Annotated in this window: 20 protein-coding genes; 5 read left to right on the plus strand and 15 right to left on the minus strand. The window is 70.4% G+C overall.

The genetic code is table 11. The features are described 5' to 3' along the window. Positions 1-495: 495 nt before the first annotated feature. Positions 496-1,515 (plus strand): LLM class flavin-dependent oxidoreductase, encoded by a 1,020-nt coding sequence (locus tag ACZ6QQ_RS31755; RefSeq protein WP_465881298.1) that lies wholly within the window; start codon positions 496-498, stop codon positions 1,513-1,515. 16 nt (positions 1,516-1,531) lie between these two features. Here the strand turns inward: ACZ6QQ_RS31755 and ACZ6QQ_RS31760 are convergent, their stop codons facing one another. Further along, entirely contained in the window at positions 1,532-2,149 is a 618-nt protein-coding gene (locus ACZ6QQ_RS31760) for a LysE family translocator (RefSeq protein WP_465881299.1), read from the minus strand. Between the two features lie 109 nt (positions 2,150-2,258). Between ACZ6QQ_RS31760 and ACZ6QQ_RS31765 the strand changes: the two genes are divergently transcribed. Beyond that, entirely contained in the window at positions 2,259-2,711 is a 453-nt protein-coding gene (locus ACZ6QQ_RS31765; protein ID WP_465881301.1) for an Lrp/AsnC family transcriptional regulator, read from the plus strand. Here ACZ6QQ_RS31765 and ACZ6QQ_RS31770 read toward each other — a convergent pair. The 3 genes from ACZ6QQ_RS31770 to ACZ6QQ_RS31780 all read right to left on the minus strand — a co-directional run bounded on the left by ACZ6QQ_RS31770 (position 2,671) and on the right by ACZ6QQ_RS31780 (position 4,591). After that, on the minus strand, positions 2,671-3,693 hold the full coding sequence (locus ACZ6QQ_RS31770) for a polysaccharide deacetylase family protein (protein ID WP_465881302.1): 1,023 nt from the start codon (positions 3,691-3,693) through the stop codon (positions 2,671-2,673). The genes ACZ6QQ_RS31765 and ACZ6QQ_RS31770 overlap by 41 nt on opposite strands. A 329-nt stretch (positions 3,694-4,022) precedes the next feature. Beyond that, entirely contained in the window at positions 4,023-4,214 is a 192-nt protein-coding gene (locus ACZ6QQ_RS31775) for a DUF397 domain-containing protein (RefSeq protein WP_465881303.1), read from the minus strand. After that, positions 4,211-4,591, minus strand: coding sequence for a Scr1 family TA system antitoxin-like transcriptional regulator (locus tag ACZ6QQ_RS31780; RefSeq protein WP_465881304.1), 381 nt, complete (start codon positions 4,589-4,591; stop codon positions 4,211-4,213). Before ACZ6QQ_RS31780 ends, ACZ6QQ_RS31775 begins: the two co-directional genes overlap by 4 nt. Positions 4,592-4,632: 41 nt before the next feature. Between ACZ6QQ_RS31780 and ACZ6QQ_RS31785 the strand changes: the two genes are divergently transcribed. Next, positions 4,633-5,382: a hypothetical protein gene (locus ACZ6QQ_RS31785; protein WP_465881305.1), complete on the plus strand. Its 750-nt coding sequence runs from the start codon at positions 4,633-4,635 to the stop codon at positions 5,380-5,382. A 655-nt stretch (positions 5,383-6,037) separates the two neighbouring features. Here ACZ6QQ_RS31785 and ACZ6QQ_RS31790 read toward each other — a convergent pair. Both ACZ6QQ_RS31790 and ACZ6QQ_RS31795 read right to left on the minus strand, forming a co-directional pair. Further along, on the minus strand, positions 6,038-7,276 hold the full coding sequence (locus ACZ6QQ_RS31790; protein ID WP_465881376.1) for an MFS transporter: 1,239 nt from the start codon (positions 7,274-7,276) through the stop codon (positions 6,038-6,040). Positions 7,277-7,834: 558 nt separating this feature from the next. After that, complete coding sequence (locus ACZ6QQ_RS31795) at positions 7,835-8,473, minus strand: hypothetical protein (protein WP_465881306.1); 639 nt, start codon at positions 8,471-8,473, stop codon at positions 7,835-7,837. Between the two features lie 293 nt (positions 8,474-8,766). On the opposite strand from ACZ6QQ_RS31795, the gene ACZ6QQ_RS31800 reads away from it, so the two are divergent. Further along, positions 8,767-9,168 carry a DUF2267 domain-containing protein gene (locus tag ACZ6QQ_RS31800; protein WP_465881307.1) on the plus strand — a complete coding sequence of 134 codons (402 nt, stop codon included), beginning with the start codon at positions 8,767-8,769 and terminating at the stop codon, positions 9,166-9,168. 1 nt (position 9,169) lies between these two features. Here ACZ6QQ_RS31800 and ACZ6QQ_RS31805 read toward each other — a convergent pair whose 3' ends face one another. Both ACZ6QQ_RS31805 and ACZ6QQ_RS31810 read right to left on the minus strand, forming a co-directional pair. Beyond that, a complete protein-coding gene (locus tag ACZ6QQ_RS31805; RefSeq protein WP_465881308.1) occupies positions 9,170-10,456 on the minus strand; it encodes a hypothetical protein in 1,287 nt (428 codons plus the stop codon). A gap of 125 nt (positions 10,457-10,581) precedes the next feature. After that, complete coding sequence (locus ACZ6QQ_RS31810; protein ID WP_465881309.1) at positions 10,582-11,049, minus strand: hypothetical protein; 468 nt, start codon at positions 11,047-11,049, stop codon at positions 10,582-10,584. Positions 11,050-11,218: 169 nt separating this feature from the next. On the opposite strand from ACZ6QQ_RS31810, the gene ACZ6QQ_RS31815 reads away from it, so the two are divergent. Beyond that, positions 11,219-11,797 carry a beta-class carbonic anhydrase gene (locus ACZ6QQ_RS31815; protein ID WP_465881310.1) on the plus strand — a complete coding sequence of 193 codons (579 nt, stop codon included), beginning with the start codon at positions 11,219-11,221 and terminating at the stop codon, positions 11,795-11,797. A gap of 15 nt (positions 11,798-11,812) precedes the next feature. Here ACZ6QQ_RS31815 and ACZ6QQ_RS31820 read toward each other — a convergent pair whose 3' ends face one another. From ACZ6QQ_RS31820 to ACZ6QQ_RS31850, 7 genes are all read right to left on the minus strand, one after another. After that, positions 11,813-11,998 (minus strand): hypothetical protein, encoded by a 186-nt coding sequence (locus ACZ6QQ_RS31820; protein ID WP_465881311.1) that lies wholly within the window; start codon positions 11,996-11,998, stop codon positions 11,813-11,815. Between the two features lie 112 nt (positions 11,999-12,110). Further along, positions 12,111-17,099 (minus strand): carbohydrate-binding protein, encoded by a 4,989-nt coding sequence (locus ACZ6QQ_RS31825; RefSeq protein ID WP_465881313.1) that lies wholly within the window; start codon positions 17,097-17,099, stop codon positions 12,111-12,113. 517 nt (positions 17,100-17,616) lie between these two features. Further along, complete coding sequence (locus tag ACZ6QQ_RS31830) at positions 17,617-18,636, minus strand: DUF4331 family protein (RefSeq protein WP_465881314.1); 1,020 nt, start codon at positions 18,634-18,636, stop codon at positions 17,617-17,619. A gap of 158 nt (positions 18,637-18,794) precedes the next feature. Continuing rightward, complete coding sequence (locus ACZ6QQ_RS31835; RefSeq protein WP_465881315.1) at positions 18,795-19,874, minus strand: aldo/keto reductase; 1,080 nt, start codon at positions 19,872-19,874, stop codon at positions 18,795-18,797. Between the two features lie 139 nt (positions 19,875-20,013). Then, positions 20,014-22,227, minus strand: coding sequence for an alpha-glucuronidase (locus ACZ6QQ_RS31840; protein WP_465881316.1), 2,214 nt, complete (start codon positions 22,225-22,227; stop codon positions 20,014-20,016). Further along, the gene (locus tag ACZ6QQ_RS31845; RefSeq protein ID WP_465881318.1) at positions 22,224-23,039 is read right to left on the minus strand and encodes a beta-galactosidase; all 816 of its coding nucleotides are present in this window, start codon (positions 23,037-23,039) and stop codon (positions 22,224-22,226) included. Before ACZ6QQ_RS31845 ends, ACZ6QQ_RS31840 begins: the two co-directional genes overlap by 4 nt. After that, the gene (locus ACZ6QQ_RS31850) at positions 23,036-23,725 is read right to left on the minus strand and encodes a DUF624 domain-containing protein (protein WP_465881319.1); all 690 of its coding nucleotides are present in this window, start codon (positions 23,723-23,725) and stop codon (positions 23,036-23,038) included. Before ACZ6QQ_RS31850 ends, ACZ6QQ_RS31845 begins: the two co-directional genes overlap by 4 nt. Positions 23,726-23,874 lie beyond the last annotated feature (149 nt).

Genomic DNA, 23,874 nt, shown 5'->3' on the forward strand with positions numbered 1-23,874 from the left:
GTTGGCTCTCATCACCAATCTTCTGATTCGCTACTTTCTGTCCGTGAGGGTGGCCGACCGGTCCGACGGAGGTACGCGAGAGGCCAGGTCAGAACCGCCGGCACGGCACCCCATCCGCCAGCCATGCCATGGATCGTGGCAACCCTTGGTAATCATGGGTTTTTCACTCGGTTTGGGTTGGTCGTTACCTCCGGTAGGGAGGGAAACGGGCTCGCGCCGGAAACACCGGCCGACACGGGAGCCGAAATTGCATAGTGACCCCGGTCACATTCATCGGGGCGAACGATCCGGCTACACGTCGGACACGTGGCCGTAACCGAATTCCTACCTTCCCGAGCTGACATCCGGCCGCTACCGACCATCCCGCCGGCCATCCCGCCGGCCATCCCGCCGACCGGCGCGCCGGCACATTGCCCACCTGCCACAATCGGGACGGTGTTGATGTTCGGCGGGGTCTGCCGGGTCGGCGGAGCTGCCGTGAACGATGGAGGACCTGTGCCGCTGCCCTCGGAGCCCCTGCGGAAACTCGGTTTCCTGACCATCGGGTTGTTCGAGGAGGCCGATCCCCGCCGGGGTCACGAGTCGACGCTCGACATCATCGAGCTGGGCGAGAGGTTGGGCTTCGACAGTGCCTGGCTCCGCCACCGGCACCTGCAGTACGGCATCTCCTCCCCCGTCGCCGTACTGGCCGCCGCCACCCAGCGCACCCGACGGATCGAGCTGGGCACCGCGGTCATCCCGCTGGGCTGGGAGAACCCGTTGCGCCTGGCCGAGGATCTGGCAACGGTCGACATCCTGTCCGGTGGGCGGCTCAATCCCGGCGTCAGCGTCGGCCCGCCCATGCACTACGACCGGGTCGGCAAGGCGCTGTACCCGGACACCGCCGACGCCGAGGACTTCAGCTACGAACGGGTACGGCGACTGCTGGGCTTCGTACGCGGCGAGCCGGCCACCGACTTCAGCGGGGTCGAGGGCTTCGAGGTGTTCTCCGACCGGGTCCAGCCGCACGCGCCGGGTCTCGGCGGCCGGATGTGGTACGGCGGGGCGAGCCTGAGGTCGGCTCGATGGGCCGGTGAGCAGGGGATGAACTTCCTGACCAGCAGCGTGGTGAAGGCCGAGGAGTCGGAGGACTTCGCCGAGATCCAGCTGGCCCACGTACGGACGTTCCGCGCCCACCATCCCGACGGCGACCGCGCCCGTGTCTCCCAGGGACTCGTGGTCATCCCGACCGACAGCGCCTCCCCCGCGCAACGCGCCAAGTACGCGGAGTACGCGCGGGCGCGCCTGCCGCGTACCGCCACGCCGCAGGGGCCGGCGCGGCTGATGTTCGCCCCCGATCTCGTCGGCAGCTCGGCCGAGATCGCCGAACGGCTGCACGCCCACGTCGCCTTCCGGGAGATCGACGAGGTGGCGTTCGCCCTGCCCTTCACCTTCGACCACGACGACTACGTCCAGATCCTCACCGACATGGCCACCCGGCTCGGCCCGGCTCTCGGCTGGCGTCCCGCCGGCTGAACGCTGGTCGGCGCCGCTAGCGCAACAGGTGCTCCAGCGGCAGGGTGGCACCGAGGACCACCATCGCCGCGCCGGAGAGGCGGCTGACCGTACGGGCGACCACCGGCCGGGCCCGCAGCACGGTTCGCGCGACGGAGCCGAGAACGAGGTAGAACACGGCGCAGGAGGCCATGAAGGCCAGCCCGAGCACCCCGATCTGGCCGGCCACCGGCCACCGTGCGTGCGGGTCGGTGAACTGCGGCAGCAGGGCGAGGAAGATCAGCAGCCCCTTCGGGTTGAGTCCGCTCACCCCGACACCGCGTACGAAGATGCCCCAGTCGGTGCCACCGACGGCCGCCGGTACGGCACCCGCAACGGCGGGCCGGGCGAACGTCACCGCTCCGTGCCACATCAGGTAGAGGCCACCGAGGATGGTCAGTCCGGTCAGGACGGCCGGCGAGCCGGCGACCAGCGCGCCGACCCCGGCGGCGACGACAACGGTGACGGCGGCGTAACCGGCGACCAGGCCACCGACCGCGGGCAGGACCGAGTGCCCGCGCAGACCGGCGCTGATGGTGAAGGCCCAGTCCGCGCCGGGCACGACGATCAGCAGCAGGGCGACCACCCAGAAGGCGAGGACGGGACCGGCAGCCACGAAGGCCTCCTCTGATCGGCGACGGTTGCCGAAACGGTATCGACGAACTGCCCGAAAGTGCTTCCAACTTTCACCACTGCGCGGCGTCTGCGTGGAAGGATCTGCCTCGATGGACCGCATCGACCGCAAAATTCTTGCGTTGCTCCAGGAGGACGGTCGGCTGACCGTCACGGAGTTGGCGTCCCGGATCGGGCTGAGCGTTTCGCCGTGTCACCGGCGGCTGCGGGAGCTCGAACGCAACGGGACGATCCGGGGTTACCGCGCGATCGTCGACGCCACGGCGGTGGGCCTCACGTTCCAGGCGCTCGTGTTCGTGACCATGCGTCAGGAGGACCGCGACACCCTGCTGGGCTTCGAGGCTGCCGTCGCCCGCATTCCCAACGTCGTACAGGCTCAGCGACTCTTCGGCGATCCCGACTATCTGCTCCGGATCGTCACCGCCGACCTTGCCGCGTACCAGCAACTGGAGGACGACGTGCTCGCCGTGCTCCCGGGCATCCAGCGGCTGAACTCGACGCTCGTCATGAAGCAGGTGGTGAACGACCGTCCCCTGCCGGCGTAGGCCTCCCGGAGCCTTCCGGGTGGTCCGGTGGCAGCCCGGTCGGCAGCGGTTCCACCTCGAACCGCCGGAGCAGGTTGGGCAGGATGGTCCGCAACGCGGTGACCGTCTGCTGGCGGTTGCCGCCGGCATCGTGCATCAGGACGATGGAACCCGCGACCACGCCGGCCGTCACGTTCGACGCGATGCTGCCGGCGCCCGGCCGTTCGTAGTCCTCCGCGTCCACGTCCCAGTGCACCGAGGTCATGCCGAGTTCCCAGGCGACGGCCACCGCCTGGGCGGTCCATTTTCCGTACGGCTGGCGGTAGTAGAGGATCCGGGCGCCCGGCACCGCGGCCCGGATCGCCGTGTTGGTGCGGGTCAGGTCGGTCCGGATCGCCGCCTTCGACCGGACGCCGAGGGTGGCGTCGTGGGACCAGGAGTGGTTGCACAGGGTGTGTCCGGCGGCGGCGATCGCCCGGACCAGCTCCGGGTACGCCGCCGCCAGTTCGCCGACCAGGCAGAAGGTCGCCCGGACCCGGTGCCGGTCGAGTTCGGCGAGGACCTGCGGGGTGTAGACGGGATTCGGCCCGTCGTCGAAGGTGAGCGCCACACCGCGCGAGCCGGTGCTGATCCGGCTGCCGTACGGGCCGTCGGTGCCCATCGGCAGCCGGAGGCGGCCCTCGGCGAGGGGCACCTCCGAGGCGGGTCCGGTGGAGGGTCCGGCCGGGCGGGGCGTGATCGACGGGGTGGATCGTGGTGGCGGGCTGGGTTGCGGGCTGGGCGTGGCGGGGCCGGACGGGCTCTGCGGGACCGGGATGGCAAGCGGCTCGCGGGTCGGGTCGGACGTGCCGAGAACGCCCCCGAGGAGGTAGCCGCCGCCGAGCACCGAGCCGACCACCAGCCCGAGAACCATGATCAGGCGCAGGTTGACCGGGCCGGACGGACTGCCCCGACGGTGCCCGTACCGGTCGGCCGGAGACCGACCACCACGCGTCGACCACACACCCGCCTCCTCGCCCGTGCCGCACCCGAACACCAGGGTACGTACGATTTGAGGGGTTAAGTGGGGTTATTTCATCTTGACCACTACTTTGTGCCGAGAGCCGCCTCGACGACCCGTAGCACCGCGAGGCTGTCACGCGGATCGACCGCTTCGACCGGCGTACCGCTCGAACGGTTCGCCGGATTCGACCGGGGGCGGCCTTAGCCGCTTCCTGGTCGACGTCCACCGCAAGCAACCCACCGAGTAGCGGACGGCCGAGAGTTCTGTCGCTTCAGGAGGACACCAAGGGCGTCGCCGCACCGGAAGGCACGGGGACGTCGTACGCGTGGTCAGTGCTGCTTTGCCAGGCCGACGAATGCGCGCCACGCATCCGGGCCGAAGCTGAGGGTGCCGCCGTCGCGGTCCTTGGTGTCGCGAACGAGTACGCGGCCCGGCAGGTCGTCGGCGACCTCGACGCACTGCCCGCCCGCTCCGTTACTGCGGCTCGACTTCCGCCACACGGCACCGGCTAGGTGCCTCATTGCCGCATCTCCCTGGCGACCATGGCTGGTAGATCGGTCGACCGGTCCGCGTCAAGCGCCAGACCTTCAAACGCCTTCCAGGTCACAGAGTACGACGCAACTTCCGTCGGCCTGTCGAGATTGAGAGCACCTGTCAGTGACTCTCGGTAGGCAGTAGTGGGTTCGGGGGTGCGGATTCCGGTCGTGGGGAACTCCAGAATGTCACCGCCGCCGGCTGACCGCGCCGGACCTCGGACGTCGGGCGGTCCCGGTCCCGGTCCCGGGGCGTCGTACCGGCAACCGCCCGCGAACAAACACCAGATGCATTCACGTTTTTCAATGTAGTATCCGCGGGGTGCCCCGGTGTCGTTGGGCGCCCTCTCCGCCGTGTCCCACACGCGTCGGGTGATACCCGGACCCCCCCGAGGAGGAATGCACGATGACGAAGAAGGTGTCGGCGCGTCGAAGCCGCGCGTTCACCGCCCTGGGTCTGGCCCTCGGCCTAGCCCTCATCAACGTGGCCCCGGCGCACGGCGCGCCGACGGAGGGCCGCGGCGTCGCCCTGGCGTCGACCTCGTACAGCGTGACGATCGTCAACAACTCCGCGATCGACGACGAGAACGCGATCGTGTTCCAGCAGCAGCCGCAGCAGCCGTCGGACGTCCACTCACTGGCCTGGCTGTCGAAGATGTGCCACGCGGGGACCAGTGTCACCTTCACCTGGGAGGTCGACTACAACTTCGTCTGGGGTCAGACGGGCACACTGAAGCCCGGGGTCAACTACGAGGCGGGCCAGATCATCCCGGCCGATCTGCAGAAGCAGAACATGGTTCCGCTGTCGTACGTCGACGGTGGCTTCGAGTTCGGCACGCCGACCTCGGGGGCGTCCAGCGGTTCGCTGGTCGTCAACCAGGACGACTCGGTTCCCGGGCCGGACTCCTCCGACCAGGGCAACGTCGGCATCGGCATGTCGGGGGCGGGCACGTTCGTGGTCGCCACCCAGCCCGACACCGGGGTCGAGTTCGAGATCACCCCGACCTACTGGCTGGCGTTCGGCAGCTACCAGCCTGGCACGGTCGTCAGTGAGGACATCCTGACCAGCCCGTACGAGCTGAAGTTCCCGGACGGTGAGACCAGCGCCACAGCGAAGTTCGACGGCAAGAGCTGGACGGTCAGCTACGGCGGGTAGCCGGCACGGGCGGCAGGACGGGTGTCCGGCGGTTGCCGGACACCCTCGTGGTTCCAGCCGCCGACACAGGTCCACCCCTACGCCTCATCGCGACGCCGTTCGAGCTCTTCGACAAAGACCGGGGACCTGTGCTGGTCCCTGGGATCACGACTGACCAGCGTGGGCAGCCGATGTGAGAGCGACAGCCCGATGTGAGGATGTCCTGGCTGGTTGGCTCGGCGGCGTTCCGACACGAGCGGTAGGACTCAGGCTTTGGGTGCCACCCGGACGACGCTCGCTCCCGTCACGCTTCCCCCGCCCTGACGTACGGAAGTGATCAGATTGTAGTAACCAGGTACGTATACACAATTCGGGACTTGGTCGTTGGTCAGATGCGCAAGCATGTTCCACGGTGGGGTGACCGAAGTAGTCAGACGAAGCGTCCCTGCCTGCTGACGATGACACCTCCCACGGCTGCCGGCTGACAACGCGGGCCGCTGCACGGCCACGGAACACCAGGAACAGCCGGCAGGCGGGTGCCTACCGTTGCACCAGACAACACGCCGGCTCACTCGCCTCACTCGACCGCACTCGGTCGAGCGCAATTGGCCGCCAATAGGCATATCATGCTGCGACCGCCGCCTGTTCGATCAGATGCGATTACGCGTTGGTTGTGTCACGTCCGCCCGAAGCTTGCGGAGTCCGGATCTACTTTGCGGGCCGGTGTGAGGGCGGCTTCAGCGGCGGCGTCGGACCGCCGGTGACGCAACTCGGTCGGCAGCACCGCCAGCGCGATCAGCGCGCCGAGCAGGCCCGTCGCGGCGAAGCCCCAGGCCGGTGCGGAGGCATCGATCACCGCCCCGGCCAGCGGGGCGCCGAGCGCCAGCCCCACCACCATCGCCGAGCCGTGCAGGCCCATCGCCTCACCCCGTACGCTCGCCGGCACCAGCCGGCTCACCGCGTCGGAGGTGGCGGCTACGGTCGGCGCGGTGAGCACCCCGGACGGCAGCAGCACCAGGGCCAGCAGCCACCACTCGCCGCTGCCCAGACCGACTGGAATGGTGACCAGACCAAGCGCCACGGCAAGGCTCACTGACGGCACCGGGCGGGACAGCGCGCCGTAGGTGAAGCCGCCGGCCAACGAGTACGAGGCCCAGAGCGCCAGCACCACACCGGTCCAGTCGACCTGACCGGCGTCACGCAGCACCGCGACCACCGCCACATCGGTGCCGGCGATCACCAGCGTGCTGGCCGCGCCGCCGGCAAGCAGGCCGATCAGCCGTGGGGTCAGCCACTGCCGGCGGGGCAACGGCTGCGCGGGCGTCGTCTCCTCGTCCCGGGCCCGGGTTGGTGGGTTGAGCACCAGCAGGGTGAGTCCGGCCAGCACGATGCCGCCGCCGACGGCGTACATGGTCAGGGTGGGCGAGGCGCTGGTGGCCAGGGCCACCGCTGCCGCAGGGCCGATCATGAAGCTGAGTTCGACCGACATCGAGTCCAGCGCGTACGCCTGCCTGCGTTGGGTCGGCGAGACCAGCGCGGCGATCGACTGCCGGACCACGGAGAAGACCGGGAGGGTGAGCAGCCCGCCGACGAACGCGGCGCCGAGCAGCACCGGATACGGCAGGACCGGCGCGGTACCCCAGAACAGCGCCTCGACCACGGTGGTCAGCAGCAGCATTGGCCGCAGGCCACGCCGATCGACCAGCCGGCCGAGCAGTGGTGCGCCGAGCGCCGAACCGACCGTCAGCGCGGCCCCGACCAGTCCAGCGGCGAAATAGCCGTGGCCAAGGTCGAGTACGTGCAGCGTCATCACCACCGCGGTGGCCGCCACCGGCACCCGGGCCAGGATTGCGACCAGCAGCAGGGGCCGCACCCCCGGCAGCGCGAGCGCGTCCCGGTAGGGCTTCAGATCCAACACGAGCCGTACCTCCCGGGGCGTCCAAGGCCGGAGCCGTCCTCGTGCACGCCGGGGCCCCAGTCGTCCTGGCACTTCAGAGATGTAGCGGGCAAACCGGTGGTCGGCAGTATCAGTTCGGGCATGCGGCCGACCGTATTACCGGCCCCGGCGGTCAGGCCAGCGATCCAATCGCAACATCAACAGCGCTCAGAGGTCGATCCCGCCATGACAATCACCGCCCCCTAGGCGAAGTAGAGGGGGGCGCCATACCGCGCTCCAGAGCCGCACCGGGAACCTCGATGAAGACTTTCAGCAAGAGAAAGGCGTCAGTCAGACTCGGTTCCAGGTCTGCTACCTGTGATGTGCACAACAGATGATCCGGGCGAAGGCTTGGGCCGCGATCCGTGTTCACCCGTCCGCGATGCGGTGACCGAGCGTAGTCGAACGGAAGGCCCTGCCTGCGCGACGATGGGTGCCTCGGGTCGGCCATCCTGGGCCGCGTGGTCATGCCGGCCGGTTGCCGAGAAAGGGCATCGATGAGCCAGCCCGGCTGTCCGCCAAACGACCCCGGTTGAGTCAGGCAGCGGCGGGCCGGGCGCGCCGGGCGCCGGGCCACCGCCGGCGGCTCACCAGGACCAGGACGATCAGGATGACGGAAAGCAGCGGCAAGGGATGGCCGAGCACGAGCGCGATGCTCAGCTCGGCCACACCGCCCAGCACCGTGGCGGCGAAGATCCACCCTGGTCCGGTCGGGGCGGTGCCCCGCTGGGTGCGGCGCACCCGGCCCCACGGCTTGCGGATGGACACCCAACCTTGGAACGCGATCGCGCCCGCCATCAGCGCGGTGCCGACGACCAGCCCGAGCGAGGGGCCGTCGGTCAGCGAGCCCGTCAGCGCGGGTGACAGCACGAAGATGCCGGCGTACACCTGGATCATGCTGATCGTGAACTTGGTCAGCACCCACCAATGCAGGAAGAACCCCCACGGGGTCGCCGCTGCGAGCACGATGCCGGTGCACACGGACACGCCGGCCATCGGCGCGAGCAGCCGACCGTCGATCCGGTGCGCCATCGCGGTCGCGGCGTCCCGCACGACGACGTCGTCGGTGGCCAGGCCGACGGCGAGCAGCACGCACAGCGCCATGGCCTGCGCCATCCACCCGACCGACGTCAGGATGTGCAACCACACGGTGAGCTGACGCCAGCGTCTGTTCATTCCCCGATCGTGACGGTTGCGGGTTGTCAGGAACAATCGGAGGAAACCCGGACTCGGTCCCCAGGGTTCTCCCGGGCGGGAGCGTCAGCGCGAGTTACCGGGAGATCCGCAGACACCGCCGAGGCAATCGCCCGCCAAATCGGTGACCACGCGTACCCGTAACGGCGCGGCGTACACCGGGCGACCGCCACTCGCCCGTACCCGTGTGCTCTGGTCGTTTGGGCGGGCCTCGCCGGGGAAGGCCGTGATGCCGGCCGGGCGTACCGCCGCCAGCGCACAGAGGAGGCTCCGAAGTGACGTACGACGACTTCATCGCCACCGTCGCCCAGCGGACAGGGCTGTCGAGCGAGCAGGCCACCGACCTCACCTTCGCCACTCTCCAGACCCTGGCCGACCGGATCAGTGCGGGTGAGGCGCAGGACCTGGCCGACAAGGTCCCCACCCGGCTGGCCGATCCGCTGCGAAAGCCACCGAGCAGCGAGTTCGCCGAACCCTTCGACCTGGCAGAGTTTCTGGACCGGGTACGCGACCGCGCCGGGCTGGACGATCCGCAGTCCGCGCCCGGAGTAGCCGCGGTGTTCAGCGTCCTACGCGAGGCGGTGCCCGACTACGAGTTCGACGACATGCGGTCGCAGCTGCCGACCGGGATCCGGCAGATGACCGAGCCGGTGAACGCGCCCGGTCCACGCCGGTAAATCACGCCGGGTACGGAAGGTTGGGCTGCCAGCCGTACAGCCGGGCGCCGAGATCGGCCGGAAGCGTCCAGTGCTGGTACGGCAGCACCGCGCTGCTGCCGGTGTGGACCAGGCACAGGAGCGGGCCGTCGCCGTCGTTGTCGAGTGCGACCTTGGGCTTCATCACGGCGCCGACCCCGCCGAGTCCGAACAGGACGACCGGATCCCGCGCCGGCAGTCCCAGCGCCTGTCGTCCGTCCCGCCAGCTCTGATGGGCGGCGGCCAGCCGCCAGGGTGCGAGGTCGGCGAGCCCTCGGTACAGGTTCGCCACCCAGGTCGGGGTGAGCTCGGCGTCGGCGAGTTGGTACGGCACCCCGTTCAGCAGCGTCGCGAGCTGCGGGTCGGTCCGTACCCCGGCGGCGTTCAGTGCCTCGGGCAGCGCGCCCCGGCGCACCGCCTCGACCACCGGTGCGGCCTGCTCGGCCCGGTCGACCTGCCAACGCAGCGGCGCCGGAGTGTCGGCGTGCCGGCGGTCCCACAGCCAGCGGGCGGTGTCCCAGCGGTGCCGCTGGTTGGCCGGGATCAGTTCCTCGGTGCCGACGACCAGCCCGTCACCGTCGACCCGGGCGCTGAGCCAGCGCCCGCGCAGGTGCGGCCGGTGGTTGTCGTAGCCGGCGAGCGCGACCACGGCGGACCGCTGGTAGCCACCGGTGTTGCCGCGCGGAAAGTGCCAGCTCAATGCCGAGTGGTCGAGCGCGACGAGGTCGGCTGCGGCCTCGTCCGCCACGGTGCCGGTGCGGATGTTCGGTGACGCCGCCGCAGCCTGGCGGTGGTCGAACTGCCGCCGCTCCCGGCGCTGGCGCACCTCGATCCGTTCGACCGGCGGGCTGACCGAGTACGCCGCCTTCTTCCCGGCCCACCGCAGCACCTCCGCCCCGGCGCTGTCCGGGTCGCCGAAGAGCCGGAAGGCTCGCAACTCGTGCTCGTCGAACCCGTCGTCCTCGGTGACCTGCACCTCGTAGACCAGCTCGCCGGGCGAATCCAGATCGTAGCCGGTGTGCGGGTCACGGCCGAACTCGTTGCCGACCAGCGAGTTCTCCGGCCGCACCCGGTGGCCCCGGACGACCGTGACCAGGGCGGCCCAGGTGTTGTCCGCGTCGGTGCACCGCAGCGTGCGCACGGGGGTGTCGCGCCACTTCGACGGGAGGTCCTCGAAGCTGACGGTCAGGGCGTCCCGGCCGCACCGCTGCGCGACCCGGGTGAGCAGTTCCGTGCGCCACGTCTCGTGGCGGTCCTTCGCGTCGGGCATGCCCGGCATTCTGTCGGACACCACCGACACCACCGCCCCTGCCCGTCAACGGCACCACCAATTTGGCTTCTCGGCAGGTGGAACGGCAGCGTCAGCACGGTACCCGCCCGCTGAGCTGTTCCGCACTACCCGTCGACGACCTCGCGGCCGGCCCGTAGAACGTTGGCGGCGACGGCCCGGCAGCCACCCGCGAGCAGCAGGCCCAGACCGCCGGCCAGCAGCGGCAGCCCGATGTTCAGGGGAAGGTCGGTGATGTAGTTGGTGTTCGTCTGCTCCGGAATGGAGGCGAAGCTGGCGGCGACGACGGCCAGGGCGAACACCGCCGCCCCGATGGCGCCGACGATGCCGATCATCGCGGCGGTGACACTTCGACCGGCCCAGAGACTCGCCACGACGGCGAGGAGCAACCAGGCGAACGTCAGCAGCGTCCACCCACCGCCGTTGCTCAGGCTGGCGTAGCCCCAGCCGGAGTAGGACCAGTCGTAGGAAACACTCTGCTTGAACCAGGGGGCCAGGTAGCCGACCAACGCGGTCAGCGAGCCGCCGAGCATGGCGGCGTCGGGGGTCGGGCGTAGGCCCGCACTCTCGTCCACCGCCCGCACGATAGCCGGCTCGGGCTCGCCCCGGCACCCTCGACGGTGGCGACCACCGGGGCCGACCGGCGGAGCAATACCTAGTATTCCGCCCGGTTATATAGGAGACTGGCACCCTCCCGGTGGTGCATGGCCGGGCCGGACGACGCCGACGAACCCGGAGATCCCGATGTCCATTCGCGAAGAGGTCCTCCACGCCAACAAGCAGTACGCCGACTCGTTCGGCGCCAAGGCCGGGCTCGCCCTGCCCCCGGCCCGTGGCTTCGCCATCCTGACCTGCATGGACGCCCGCCTCGACCCGGCCGGGTACGCGGGACTGAGCGAGGGCGACGCGCACGTGATCCGCAACGCGGGCGGACGGGCCAGCGACGACGCGATCCGCTCGCTGGTCATCTCGTACAAGCTGCTGGGCACGAAGGAATGGTTCGTCATCCACCACACCGACTGCGGCATGGAGTTCTTCACCGACGAGGTGATCCGCGGCCTGCTCGCCAACAGCCTGGAGACCGCCGCACTCGGCCCCGACGGCTTCTACGACGTGGGCACCGGGCCGGGCTCGGCCGAGGCCAGGTACATCGACTGGCTCACCATCGGCGACAACGCCCAGAGCGTCGTCGAGGACGTCACCCGGATCCGCCGGCACCCGCTCGTGCCGGCGAACATCCCGATCTACGGCTACATCTACGACGTGACGACCGGGCGTCTGGTCGAGGTGGACGAGGCGAGCAGGGCCGGCGAGGCGGCCTGACCACTCGGCAGCGGACTACTCGTGGTCGCGGCGGGGTGCGTACGGCAGCACCCAGACGGCGGCGACGACCAGGACCACGGCGACGACCACAAGGGACGCCGACAGGCCCGCCATGAACGCGTGGCGTACGGCGGCAGCGATCGGTGCGCCCGCCGGCCCGGCCTGGTCGCGGCCGGTGAACTCGTCACGCGGGTGGCCCACGACACCCTGCGGCCCTGGCTGGCGGTCCCCGACCGGAACCGGTGAACGGAAAGGGTCGGCGTACACGCGACGGCCCGGAACCGGTCGGTTCCGGGCCGTCGAGGGCCGTACGTCAGCTGATCAACTTCCACGGACCGTTGGCGTCACCCGGTGTCTGGTTGCGGGTGTACCACTTCGCCTCGTACACGTGGCTCCGGTACGTCACCCGGTTGCCGGCGTTGTACACGGTCGTGGGCGTCCACGCCGCCGGGCTGTTGTCCGGCGGCGTCGACGCGATCTCCTCCCACGGACCGAACGGGTCACCGGGCGCCTGGTTGCGGGTGTACCAGCGGGCCTTGAACCTCTTCCCGTTGTGGATCGCGACGTCACCGGCGTTGAAGACGCGCGACGCCGTCCAGGTGGCGACGCCGTCCTCGGTCATGGCCAGCTCCTGCCACGGACCGTTCGGGTCGCCCGGCTTCTGGTTCTGCGAGTACCAGGAGGCCAGGTAGACCCGGCCCTGGTAGCCGACCCGGTCGCCGTTGTTGTACACCTTCGACGCGCTCCAGGCCGCCGGCAGGTTCACCGTCACGGTGACGGTGGTCTGCGCCGGCTTGAGGTACTCGTTGCCGGTGTACGACACGGTGAGCGGGTGGGTGCCGGCGGCCAGGCCCACCGGAAGGGTGAACGTCACGGTGTCGCCGGTCAGCGCCGCCGAGCCGCGAACCGTACCGCCCTCGCGCAGTTCCACGGTGCCGGAGACGGGTGCCGTGCCGGCCGCGACCCGGACCGTGACCTTCGCCGCCGTACCCCAGTCGGTCGGGGACGCGGTGGCGGTCACTGTCGGCTCGCCCAGGGCGGTACGGAACACCGCCGGCTGGGCCACCGCCACACCGCCGTCGGCGCTGCGGGCGGAGACGACCCAGGCGTACGACGTGGCCGGTTGCAGCCCGCCCCAGGTCACCGTGGCGGTGCCGTTCGCGTCCACCTCGTCGGTCCCGATCCCGCCGGTCGGCACGTACGCGGCCAGCGAGTCGGTGGAGAACGACGTCTTGCGGGTGGTGAGGTCGACCGGCAGGGTCAGGTTGTCCTCCGAGCCGTTGTACCTCGGCTTGGTCTGGCTGCCGTCCTGGCGGATGTCGTACTCGGTCGCCCCGAAGTTGTCGAGGAACGGCGAGTACGTGTCGATGTGCATCTCGGCGCGGTCGACGTCGAACTGGAGCAGGCGCAGGAAGCTCGCACCGAACTGGAGGCGGTCGGTGGACTTGTGGTCCGGCCGGCCGTCGCCGTTGACGTCGATGTTGCCGCTGGAGTCGACCAGGTTCGGCCAGAGCTCACCGGCGGGAACGGTGTAGAACTGGTAGTCCGCCAGCAGCTCCACCACGTCGTGCGCCACGGTCACGCCGACGTTCGACTTCAGGTTGGTGCCGACGCCGTGCTCGTGACCGGCGAGGACCAGGAAGACGTTCGGGTTGTTCTCGACGACCTGCTTGTAGAGCGGCGAACCGTCCGGGGCGGAGAACTCCGCCCCCCGGCCGTCAGGGTTGGTCGACGGCTTCAGGTAGTCGTGTGACAGCAGGATCCCGTTGCGGTCCTTGTACCGCTTGAAGATCGAGTCGGCCCACTTGGCCTCCTGCGGCGTCACCCCGTACGAGAGACCCACGGCGACGAAGTCCAGCCCGCCGGAGGAGAAGAGGGTGTAGTTGTTCTGGTTGTCCTTGCCGGGCGTGACACTGCCGTCGGCGTTGGTCACCTCGTCCCACGCGTGGTACGCGCTGCCGACCGGCCAGGACTTCGCCACCTCGTAGTAGCGCCCCGGGCCGAAGGTCTTGCTGAACCGGGACTCGGGTCCCGTCTCGGCACCGAGTTGGTTGTCGTGGTTGCCGGCGATGACCTGGTTCACCACGCCGTTGTCGTCGAGGATCTTCTGGTAGCCGGAGGCGAGCGCGAGTTCCTTGTCGACCTCGGCGTTCAGGCCGGGCCGTTGCAGCGAGCCGTCCGGGTTCCTGGCCAGCGGGTCGTAGTAGTCGCTCTCGATGATGTCACCGGTGTGCGCGGCGTACCCGATCTTGCGTCCGGCCGCGTTGTCGGCGATCCACTGCATCTCGTCGCGGTACCCCGCCGCCCAGATCGCCTGCTCCTCCGCCGTCGACACGTCCGAGGGCTCGGCCTTGCCGTCCCAGTCGTCGTACGTGCCACCGGCCGCGCCCTCGGTCAGGTACTGGGTGTCGGTGAAGTGTGCGATCGAGAAGTCGTACGAGTTGGGGTCCTCGAAGCGGTCCTTGTCGTTCTGTGCCGTCGAGTCGCGCGGGGACAGGTCATCGGCGAACGGGTCCTCGCCGGTGACCAGTACCGGAACGATGGCACCGGTCCGGTACCGGGGGTCCAGCGGCGCGGTCAGGACCGTGCTGCGGCCGGTCTGACCACGGGAGCTGGTCAGCACGACCCACTTCTTGGCGGCCGGGTCCCAGCCGCGCAGCGCCACCACCCGGGCCGGGTCGATGGTGCCCTCCCAGCGCAGGGTCGGTGTCTCGGTCGTGACGCCGAGCGGCACGTCGTAGCGCTGGAAGACCACGTCCCGACCGGACGGGCTGTCGATCGTCCGGCCGTCGAGCGGGCGCAGCGAGCCGACGTCGACGTTCCCGTCGTGCTGGACGTCGAGCGTGGTCGGCACCGCGCTCGCCTCGCCCTGGTAGCCCGAGGACGGGATGGCGACGTCCGCCCTGGTGAAGGTCGCGGTCAGCGGGACGCCCGCCTCGCCCGGGATCCGGGCCGAGAGTACGGCCGACGGCGAGTTGGTGCCGGTGACCTTCGCGCCGAGTTCGGTCGGTACGTCCGGGATGCTCGCGCTGGTGAAGCGCACCTCGCGGGTGGCGGTGTTGCCGAGCGTGTCGGTGGCCGTCAGCGCGATGGTGTGGGCACCGGCGGGCAGGCCGTGGCCGATCTGGTCACCCTGCCCGACGGGCTTGCCGTCGAGGGTGATGGTGGGCGTGCCGGCGACCCCGGTGGCGTCGGTGACCTTCATGGTCAGCGCGACGGTCGAGGTCAACCGCTGGCCCTCGGCCGGCACGCTGTCCCCGATCACCGGTGCGGTGTTGTCGACCGTGAACCGTCGGGTCGAGGTCTTGTCGCCGACGACGGCCTCGATCGTGTGTGCGCCGTCCGTGATCGACGTGGTGTCGACGTCCGCCCGCTTGCCCAGCGCCCGGAGTGCGCCGCCGTCGGCCGCCGTGACGTCGAACAGGATCGTCTTGTCCAGGGCGGCGTTGTGGCTGCTGCCGCAGGTGCCGTCACCGATGTAGACGGTGACCGGCGATCCGGCCGGGTAGCTCGCCGAGCCGATCGTGACGGTGCTTCCGGCGATCTGCCTGGTCAGCTGGGTGGCCTTCGCGTCGACCGGGAGGAGCTGGAAGTTGTTCAGGGTGAAGTCGTCGTAGTTGTCGCAGCCGCCCGGCTTGGCGGCGCCCCGGTCGTTGCCGGCGACGAACTCCAGCACGTTGACCCCGGGGACGAGCCACTCGTTCGGGAAGGCGAGGTCGACGGCCTCCTTCTCCCAGACCCCGATCGGCAGCGCGATGCCGTTGACGAGCACCGTGTTGTCGTAGCCGTTGTCGGTGCCGTTGCCGCCGACGAAGACCTTCAGGTGGGCGTCGCCGCCGCTGCCGAGGGTGTCGATGGTGCGCGTGGTCGGCGCGTCGGCGACGGTGAAGTGGAACTCGGCGTCCTTGTTGGCGCCGCACGTCCCGTCGCCGAGCGCGAGCGAGGCGTCCGTGGTCGCCGTCTTCGTCACGGTCCCGCCGCTGGCGGTGGTGACGAGGTACGTGGTGCCGGCCGTCACCGTCCCCGCCGTGCTCAGCGTCAGAGCCGTCGCGGTACGGGTGAGCTTGAAGTCGTCGTGGTTCGGGCAGGTCGCACCGTTGACGGTGCCGTTGTAGTCACCGGTCCTGACCTCGACGACGTTGTCCCCCAGGCGCAGGAACCGGGCCGGGAACCGGAGGCTGACGTTCTCCGCGCCGCTGATGCCGTAGTCGCCGCCGAGGTCCACCCGGTTGCCGTTGACCAGTACGAAGTTGTGGTACCGCGCCTCGACCGAGTTGCCCGCCTCGACTGTCAGGCCGAGCGTCGCGGTCGCACCGGCGAGGGTCTGGGCGTTCTCCGCCGGCTTGTCGTCGATGGCGAGCGACTCGACGGTGTCCGCGCTGCCGTTGGGCAGGGCGGCGATGACCGGACGCGTACCCCGGATGAGGGCACCGTCGGCGGGTGTCACCTTTGCCGCGCCGGGCGAGGCGTTGTTGACCTCGACGGTGACGCTCTGCGTCGCACCCGACCTGGTGGTCGCGGTAACGGTGTGCCGGCCGTTGCCGAGCTTGGTGGTGTCGAGCGCGGCGCTGCGACCGGCGGTGCTGCCCGGCTCGCCGGAGATGACGAACGTCAGGTCCTGGGTCAGCGGGTGCTTCGCGCTGCCGCAGGTGCCGTCGCCGAAGCTGTAGCTGAACAGGTTCTGCTCGCCGTCGGCCACCACGCCGAGCAGGCTGAGGCTGAGGCTGCTCAACGGGAAGTCGTCGTAGTTGGGGCAGCGACCACCCTCGCCGTACGGCAGCGTCTCGTAGCCGACCGCGCTGGTGTTGGTCGAGTCGACCCAGTTCGCACCGGCGTGGACGGTGACGGTGTTCACCCCGGAGTGCAGCCACTCGCCCGGGAAGTCGAGGCTGCCGTTGCGTCCACCGGGGATGTCCGGGAAGTAGACGCGGTCCGCCTCGGCGGTGTGGTCGTTGACGGTGAGGTAGTTGTGGTACCGCGCCTCGGTGCCGTTTCCGCCCATGTCAAAACTGAAGCGGGCGACGCCGGCCGTCGGGTCGGCGTCGATCGGGGTGCCGTCGACCGCGAGCGCCGCCACGGAGTCGTTCTCGCTGGTGGGCTGGGCGGTGACGGTGACCGTGCCTTCGAGGGTCTGCCCGGCCTCCAGGTTCAGCGTGGGCGCGGTGCCGACGACCGGTGGCGGGGCCTCCTCGGCTCCCGCGACCGGCCCGAACGCCGTTGCGGACCCGGCGACGAGCACGAGGGCGAGCGCGGGCCAGAGCACGCGCCCGCGTCTCCTACCCGCGCGCAGTTGGTAGGTCATGGCGAGTTTTCTCCTTAACTGACTGCGGTGAGGGGGTTCGCCGCGGCCGCGGTGATGCCGACGCGGCGTGACTGGGCAGCCGGTGTCATCCCCGGCGTCGGGCGTCGACCGACGACGGTCCACCGGAGGTGCGCCACGTCCGGGCGGGCCGGGTCGGCGGCGATGGCCGACCGGGGGTTGCGGGTCGCCGAACGGGGACGCCCCCGCCGTGGCGGGGGCGTCGAGGAACGGTTACGGCGAGTGCCACCAGCGCGAAGGCGAGCGCTGGGCCGCGACGCGGCCGACGGCCGGATATGGGCAAGGACGACGCTCCGGGTCTCTGGACACTCGGACGCGCCGAAGACGCGACCGGGCTGAGACTCTGCCGAGCCTGCGCGAACCCACGGGCTTGGCTCAGTGATCAACAGGGGTTGGCAACGTGAACAGTCAGTTGATCAAGATTGCGTCCACCGGCACCCGGACGAGTACGGCCGCGCGTGTTCGGGCGGCCGCCGAATCGTGGTCCCGATCAGCGTGATCAGGCCGGCACGACGTAGGGGAAGGTGCCGGAGCGGGCGTCCTTGGTGACGTCGGCGGTCAGCCCGGAGGTCATGCCCGTGTTCAGGACCAGGGAGAACATCACCTCTGGGGCGTTGTCGAACATGGTCCGCCCGTTGTGCGCCGCGAAACCGTAGTTGGCCGGGGAGCCCACCCGGTACCAGAGGAGGTCGGGGTAGAGCTGGTCGGCCACACCGCGCCCGTAGCCCTGCGGGTCCGGGGCGGTCCCGTTCGCCTCGACGACGCGGGCCACGGCGGCGGCGATCTCCTCGCCCGCGGCCTTCTTGTCGTCGTACGGGTGCCGGAAGTTGGCCGGGTCCGAGAAGTCGGTGTCGGTGGGCCAGAAGATGGGCCACATCATGGGGTGGCCGGCCCGGTTGATCTGCCGCCATCCGCCCGCGTCGGTCGCCAGCATGGTCCGGCACCAGACCCCGATCTGGGCGCCCTCGCCCATCGACGCGTCTCCGGTGACCTCCAGGACGATGGACTCGACGGTGTTGCCGGCGAAGGTGTTCTTCGCCTTCTCCGGCCGCCAGGCCGACCGGTCCAGCTTGGCGCCGTCCTTGAACGCGGCGTTGACGGTCGCGAGTTGGTCGAGGTCGATGAAGAACGGGTCGCGGATACGGCCCGCCCACAGCCGCACGTTGTCGCTGGCCACGGTGTCGCCGGTCCGGCCTTCGAGCAGGAGCGTGCCGGTCGCGGCGTCGTCAGCCGCCTGCTCACCGGTGAGGGCGTGCAGGGTCACGGGCTGACGTCCGTCGGAGTCCGGGTCGCCGAAGGCCACCCGGTAGGTCAGCTCCTCGGTCTCCCGATCTCCGGAGTGGACCTTGATCTCGTAGCGCGCCTCGGTCTGGAAGCCACGCTTGATGTCGGCCCCGGTGATCGAACTGTTGACGTCCATGACGAGGACGGTGCCGCGCTCGCCGTTGAAGACGTACAGGTCGTCGATATACAGCTGGCCGCTCTGTGCGGCGAGGGGCGTATCGAGGTGATGCGACATCGGTCTGCTCCCGACCCGGCGAAAAGATTGGACTATTCGCACTATAATGAGCGAAAGCAGCCCTATTCCGAAATTACGAAAGGTGCCCCGATCCCACGGCCGACGGCGGACGCCGTCGCGCCGCGCCACCGCCGGCCGGCCGTGGGGTCGGGCTCGTCTCAGTACCGGGCGGTGTCCTGCAACAGCGGCGGGTAGACGACCGAGGACACGCCGTCGACGGTGGTGCCGGCGAACTGGAGCATCGCGCCGGTCTGCCGGTTGACGTCGTGCGGATAGTTCAGTCGCGGGGTCGAGACGTCGTCCAGCACGGCGAGCTGCTCGTCGCTGAGCCGCACGTCCAGGGCGGCGAGGTTCGCGTCGAGGTGCTCGATCCGACGGGGGCCGAGGATCGGCGCGGTGACCCCGGCACGGGTACGCAACCAGGCGAGCGCCACCGCGGCGGGGCTCGCCCCGACCTCGGTCGCAACGGTGGTGAGCGCGTCGATGACCACGTACTGCGCCTCGCTCGGACCGCCGGTGATCAACCCGCGCCGGGTGTCCCGGGCCTCGGCGCCACGGCTGTACTTGCCGGACAGGAAGCCGCCCGCCAGCGGGCTCCACGGGGTCAGCCCCATCCCGGCGTGCAACGCGAGCGGGGCCAACTCCCCCTCGACGGTACGGGCGAGCAGCGAGTACTCGACCTGTAGGGCGATCACCGGCGTCCAGGCGCGCAGCAGCGCCATGGTGTGCGCCTGCGCGGTGTACCAGGCGGGGGTGTTGGAGAAGCCGACATAGCGGATCTTGCCCGCGCCGACCAGCTCGTCGAGGGTGCGCATGGTCTCCTCGACCGGGGTGTGCGCGTCCCAGTTGTGCAGCCAGTACACGTCGAGATAGTCGGTCTTCAGCCGACGCAGCGACTGCTCCAGCTGACTGATGATCGCCTTGCGCCCGGCACCGCCGCCGTTCGGGTCGCCGGGGTACATGTTGCCGAAGAACTTGCTGGCCAACACGACCCGGTCGCGCAGGCCCGGCCGGGCGGCGAAGAAGTCGCCGAGGATCGCCTCGGAGTGACCGTTGGTGTAGAAGTTCGCGGTGTCGACGAAGTTGCCGCCACGGTCGAGGTACGACTGAAGAATCTTCTCGGACTCCTCGACGCCACAGCCCCAGCCGCCCTCCTCACCGAAGTTCATCGCGCCGAGGGCGAAGGGGCTGACCCGCAGCCCGGAGCGCCCCAGGGTGAGGTATGAATCGAGTGCCATGTTCTTACTCCCGAGGGTGTTCGATGAAGAGGTGGACCACTTCAGTACAACAGCTTCACCTGCTCGAACAGTAGAACTATCCTCCCGACCTCTTGCACGATTCTACTTCACCGGGCCGGATCGGGTGAGCACTGCACCGTCAGTGGATCCGGCGGCCGTACGCGTCCGGCACCCCGGACTTACGGAAGAAGTAGCTGTTGACCTGGTCCCGCCACTCGGTGGCGCTGCGTAGCTGCTCGTCGAGTCGCTCGACCACCCGCTCGTACACGGCCGGGTCGATCAGCCCGGCGAGCAGCCGCCACCGCCGCCGCATCGCGTCGACCTGCTCCACCCCCGCGAAGTGGGTGTCGTAGATGTGTTGGATGACGGTCGACCCACCGTGCAGGACGTGCCCGTACGGGACGTGGTGGAAGAAGAGCAGCAGTTCGTCGGGGCACCGCTCGCGCAGCTCGTACACCTGCGACCACGGTCGCGGGTACTGGCCGGTGAACCCGGTCCCGGTGGCACGGGTCCGGTCCACCCCCACCCCGTCCCGGTCGGCGAAGTGGTACGTGCCCCAGGACGTGTACTCGTACCCGTCGACGTCGGGGCCGTAGTGGTGGCCGGGGCGCACCATGAACCCGACGCCCAGCGGCGCGGTGTAGCGCTCGTAGGTGTGCCAGGAGTCGTCCATGACGGCGTGCAGCGTCTCCCGCACCAGCTCCGGGTCACCGGTCGCCGAGGCGGGGAAGGTCAGCCCGATCCACTCGTCGAGCACGGCCAGCGGATCCAGCCGGGGATCCCAGGCGAACCGGCCGAACGCGTACAGGTTGGCCTGGGCCAACGGGTGCCCGGTCCAGAACGGGTCGTCACCCACGTTGGAGACGGCGACCAGGCCACCTCCGGCGCCCGCGCCACCGGCTGCTACATCGGCGACCGTCGCGCCGCCCGGCCCCCACGGCTCGAACCGCAGCACCTCGCTCCACCAGGGACCGAGGTAGCAGACGTGTCGCTGCTGGCCGGTGTACTCCTGGGTGACCTGGAGCTCCACCGCCAACCGGGTGTGCGGCATGGCCGCGATCACCGGGGAGACCGGCTCGCGGACCTGGAAGTCCAACGGGCCGAACTTCACCTGGAGGATCACGTTGTCCCGGAACCGCCCGTCCAGCGGGGCGAAGTGGTCGTGGGCCGCCCGCGCCCGGTCGACGGCCCGGTCCCGCCAGTCCTGGCGGTGGTCGTACACGAACGCCCGCCAGTGCACCACGCCACCGGCGGGGGCGAGCGCCTCCGCGAGCAGGTTCGCCCCATCGACGTGGCTGCGCCCGTACGTGAACGGGCCGGGCTGCCCCTCGGAGTCGGCCTTGACCACGTACCCGCCGAAGTCGGGGATGCGCTCGTACACCCGCCGGGTGGTCGCCGCCCACCAGGCCCGCACGTCCTCGTCGAGCGGGTCGGCGGTCGGCAGGCCACCGAGGACCATCGGGGCGGCGAAGGTGACGGACAGGTGCACCCGGATGCCGTACGGGCGCATCACCGCCGCGATCTCGGCCACGTCGCCGAGCCGGTCGGTCAGCAGCCGGGCCTCCGGGGCATGGACGTTGACGTTGTTCACCGAGATGGCGTTGACGCCGCTCGCCGCCAGCAGCCGGGCGTACGCCCGCAGCCGGGTCAGGTCGCGGCGGGCCCTGCCGTCGTGCCAGAAGATCGAACCGCCGGCGTAGCCCCGCTCGACCTGCCCCATGACCGGGTGCACCGCCACGTTGTCCCAGTGGTCGAGCATGCGTCTGTGCAGCGCCGGCCGGTGCACCTGCGGGGGGCGGTGGCCGACGAAGGCCGCCTCGCCGAGCCGGATCACGTGGAACAGCCCGTACAGCAGGCCGGCCGGTGCGTCGGCCAACACCACCGTCGTCGCCGCACCGCCGGCCAGCAGGAACCCCTCGGCGTCGAGCCCGGTCCCCGGCTCCCCCTGGACCGCCTCCGCCTCCACCCGCGACGCCTCGACCGGCTCCGCCGCCGGCTCCACCCGGGACGCCCCGACCGGCTCCGTCGCCGCCCGGAGCGCCTCGACCGCCGTCCGGAACGCCTCGGCGGCGGCCGACGGTGCCGGCGGCGGCCCGGTCCCCCGCAGGGCGAACACCAGGTCGACGGGGTCGTCGGCCGACCCGACGGCGACCCCGTCGACCGGTGCGTCAACGGCGGTCGGCAGTCGGCCGCCGGACCGCCGGACCCGCCCGCCGTGCCCGGCGCAGGCCGCCGCGACCTCCTCGAACACGGTGTCGACGAGAGGGCCGGCACCGTGCACCAGCACCCGGCGTGAGCCGAGCGCCCGGAGCGCCTGCGGGGGCAGCCAGGCGGCGTGCACGTCGGCGCTCACCACTCCTCCCGCAGCACCACCACGCCCAGCCCGGTCAGCCGCACCCGCTGGCCGACCGCTATCCGGTCCCCGGTGAGCAGGTCGACCCCACCGGTGCGGGCGGTCACCTCGACCGGTTCGGCGCGGTGGTTGAGCAGGAACAGCAGCCGGGTGCCGTCCGGGGTGACCCGGAGCGCCGTCTCCAGGTCCGGCACGTCCGGGTACGGCCCGAGCAGGTCGTGCCGTGCCAACACCTGCCGGACCACCCAGGAGACCCCCGCCTGGTCCAGTCCGGCGCCGACGTACCAGCCGTGACCGTCGCCGGAGGAGTTGCGGGTGACCGCCGGGGTGCCGGCGTAGAAGTCGGCCCGGTAACTGCCGACCACCTCGGCCCCCTCCGAGATGGCCAGCTCGAACAGCACCCGCGAGTCCCCGGTGCACCGGCGGGCCGGTTCGGCGGAGAGCCGGCGGAAGACCGGGGAGCTGGGGCAGGAGTTGTGCCGCTGTCCGTACCGGTGCCGGCGGCCCTCGAAGTCGGTCCGGGTCACCTCCGGGTACGTCCGGGCCAGCCACGCGGGATGCGCGCCGGTGCCGGTCGCCAGGCAGATCCGACGCCCCTGCGCACTGACGCGCCCGACGATCCGGTCCAGCAGCGAGAAGTCGTAGACGTCCTCGGACGGCTGGACGAGCGCCCAGGCGAACACGTTCACGGTCACGGTGTCGATCCGGGCGGCGTCGAAGAGCTGGTAGTCCTGCTGCCACACCTCCTCCGGCCCCTGTTCGGGGTTGTAGTCCCCACCGAACGGCACCTTCGCGGTGACGGGCAGGCTCATGCGGTGAACTCCCCTCGGATCTTGTCGATCATCGGATCGGCGGTCCGCAGGAACGCCAGGACGAAGACCGCGCCCAGCAGCACGACCACCACCTCCGAGAAGACGGCGGTGAGCCCGACCGCCGCGGCCAGCAGGACGGCGTTGCCGAGCGTCACGCCGGGGGTGCGGGCCAGGAAGTAGAGGGCCAACCGGGCCACGTCCCGGGTACGGAAGGCGAACAGCGAGGTCACCACCAGGGCGTTGGCCCCGCAGAGGGTCACCCCCACCCCGACCAGGACCAGCGGCACCGCCCACGAGGTCGGCAGCGCCGCGGCGGTGAGGTTGGCCAGGTTCAGCGCGATGACGGTCAGCCACACCAGCATCGGCACCCAGACCCGCAGCACCCCGCGGACATTGGTCCGGTACGCCCGCCAGAACAGGGCGGCGGGGCGCAGCTCGGTCAGGTCGGCGCGCTGGTGCCGCAGGACGTACAGGGCGGCGGAGACCGCCGGACCGACCGGGACCAGGCAGGCCGCGACGAGTGGCAGGTTGCCGGTGTCCCGGCCGAGCAGGGCGAGCGGGACCAGGCCGGGCACGGTGGTGAGCAGGAGCAGCAACTCGACGACCAGCAGGGTGTAGACGAACGCGGCGACCCGGGACAGCGGCCCGGCACCGAACTCTCCCCTGGTCCGGGCGGCCTGGCTCACGAGGTGTTCCCTTCGACGAGACGAACCGGTCCGGGGGGGGGGGGGGGGGGGGGGGGGGAGGAAAAGGGGGGACAACTTTCCTTCTTTGAACACCCCTCCGCCCCTTTTCCCAACCCCCGACCCAACCCCCAAGTTTTTTCCTTCCCCTC

Source organism: Micromonospora sp. NPDC049529 (genome assembly GCF_055586685.1).

Coding starts and splice junctions, on each gene's coding strand:
- ACZ6QQ_RS31765 (WP_465881301.1), top strand. CDS start 2,259: ATGGACCGCATCGACCGCAAAATTCTTGCGTTGCTCCAGGAGGACGGT.
- ACZ6QQ_RS31775 (WP_465881303.1), bottom strand. CDS start 4,214: ATGAGGCACCTAGCCGGTGCCGTGTGGCGGAAGTCGAGCCGCAGTAAC.
- ACZ6QQ_RS31785 (WP_465881305.1), top strand. CDS start 4,633: ATGACGAAGAAGGTGTCGGCGCGTCGAAGCCGCGCGTTCACCGCCCTG.
- ACZ6QQ_RS31795 (WP_465881306.1), bottom strand. CDS start 8,473: ATGAACAGACGCTGGCGTCAGCTCACCGTGTGGTTGCACATCCTGACG.
- ACZ6QQ_RS31805 (WP_465881308.1), bottom strand. CDS start 10,456: ATGCCCGACGCGAAGGACCGCCACGAGACGTGGCGCACGGAACTGCTC.
- ACZ6QQ_RS31815 (WP_465881310.1), top strand. CDS start 11,219: ATGTCCATTCGCGAAGAGGTCCTCCACGCCAACAAGCAGTACGCCGAC.
- ACZ6QQ_RS31825 (WP_465881313.1), bottom strand. CDS start 17,099: ATGACCTACCAACTGCGCGCGGGTAGGAGACGCGGGCGCGTGCTCTGG.
- ACZ6QQ_RS31830 (WP_465881314.1), bottom strand. CDS start 18,636: ATGTCGCATCACCTCGATACGCCCCTCGCCGCACAGAGCGGCCAGCTG.
- ACZ6QQ_RS31835 (WP_465881315.1), bottom strand. CDS start 19,874: ATGGCACTCGATTCATACCTCACCCTGGGGCGCTCCGGGCTGCGGGTC.
- ACZ6QQ_RS31845 (WP_465881318.1), bottom strand. CDS start 23,039: ATGAGCCTGCCCGTCACCGCGAAGGTGCCGTTCGGTGGGGACTACAAC.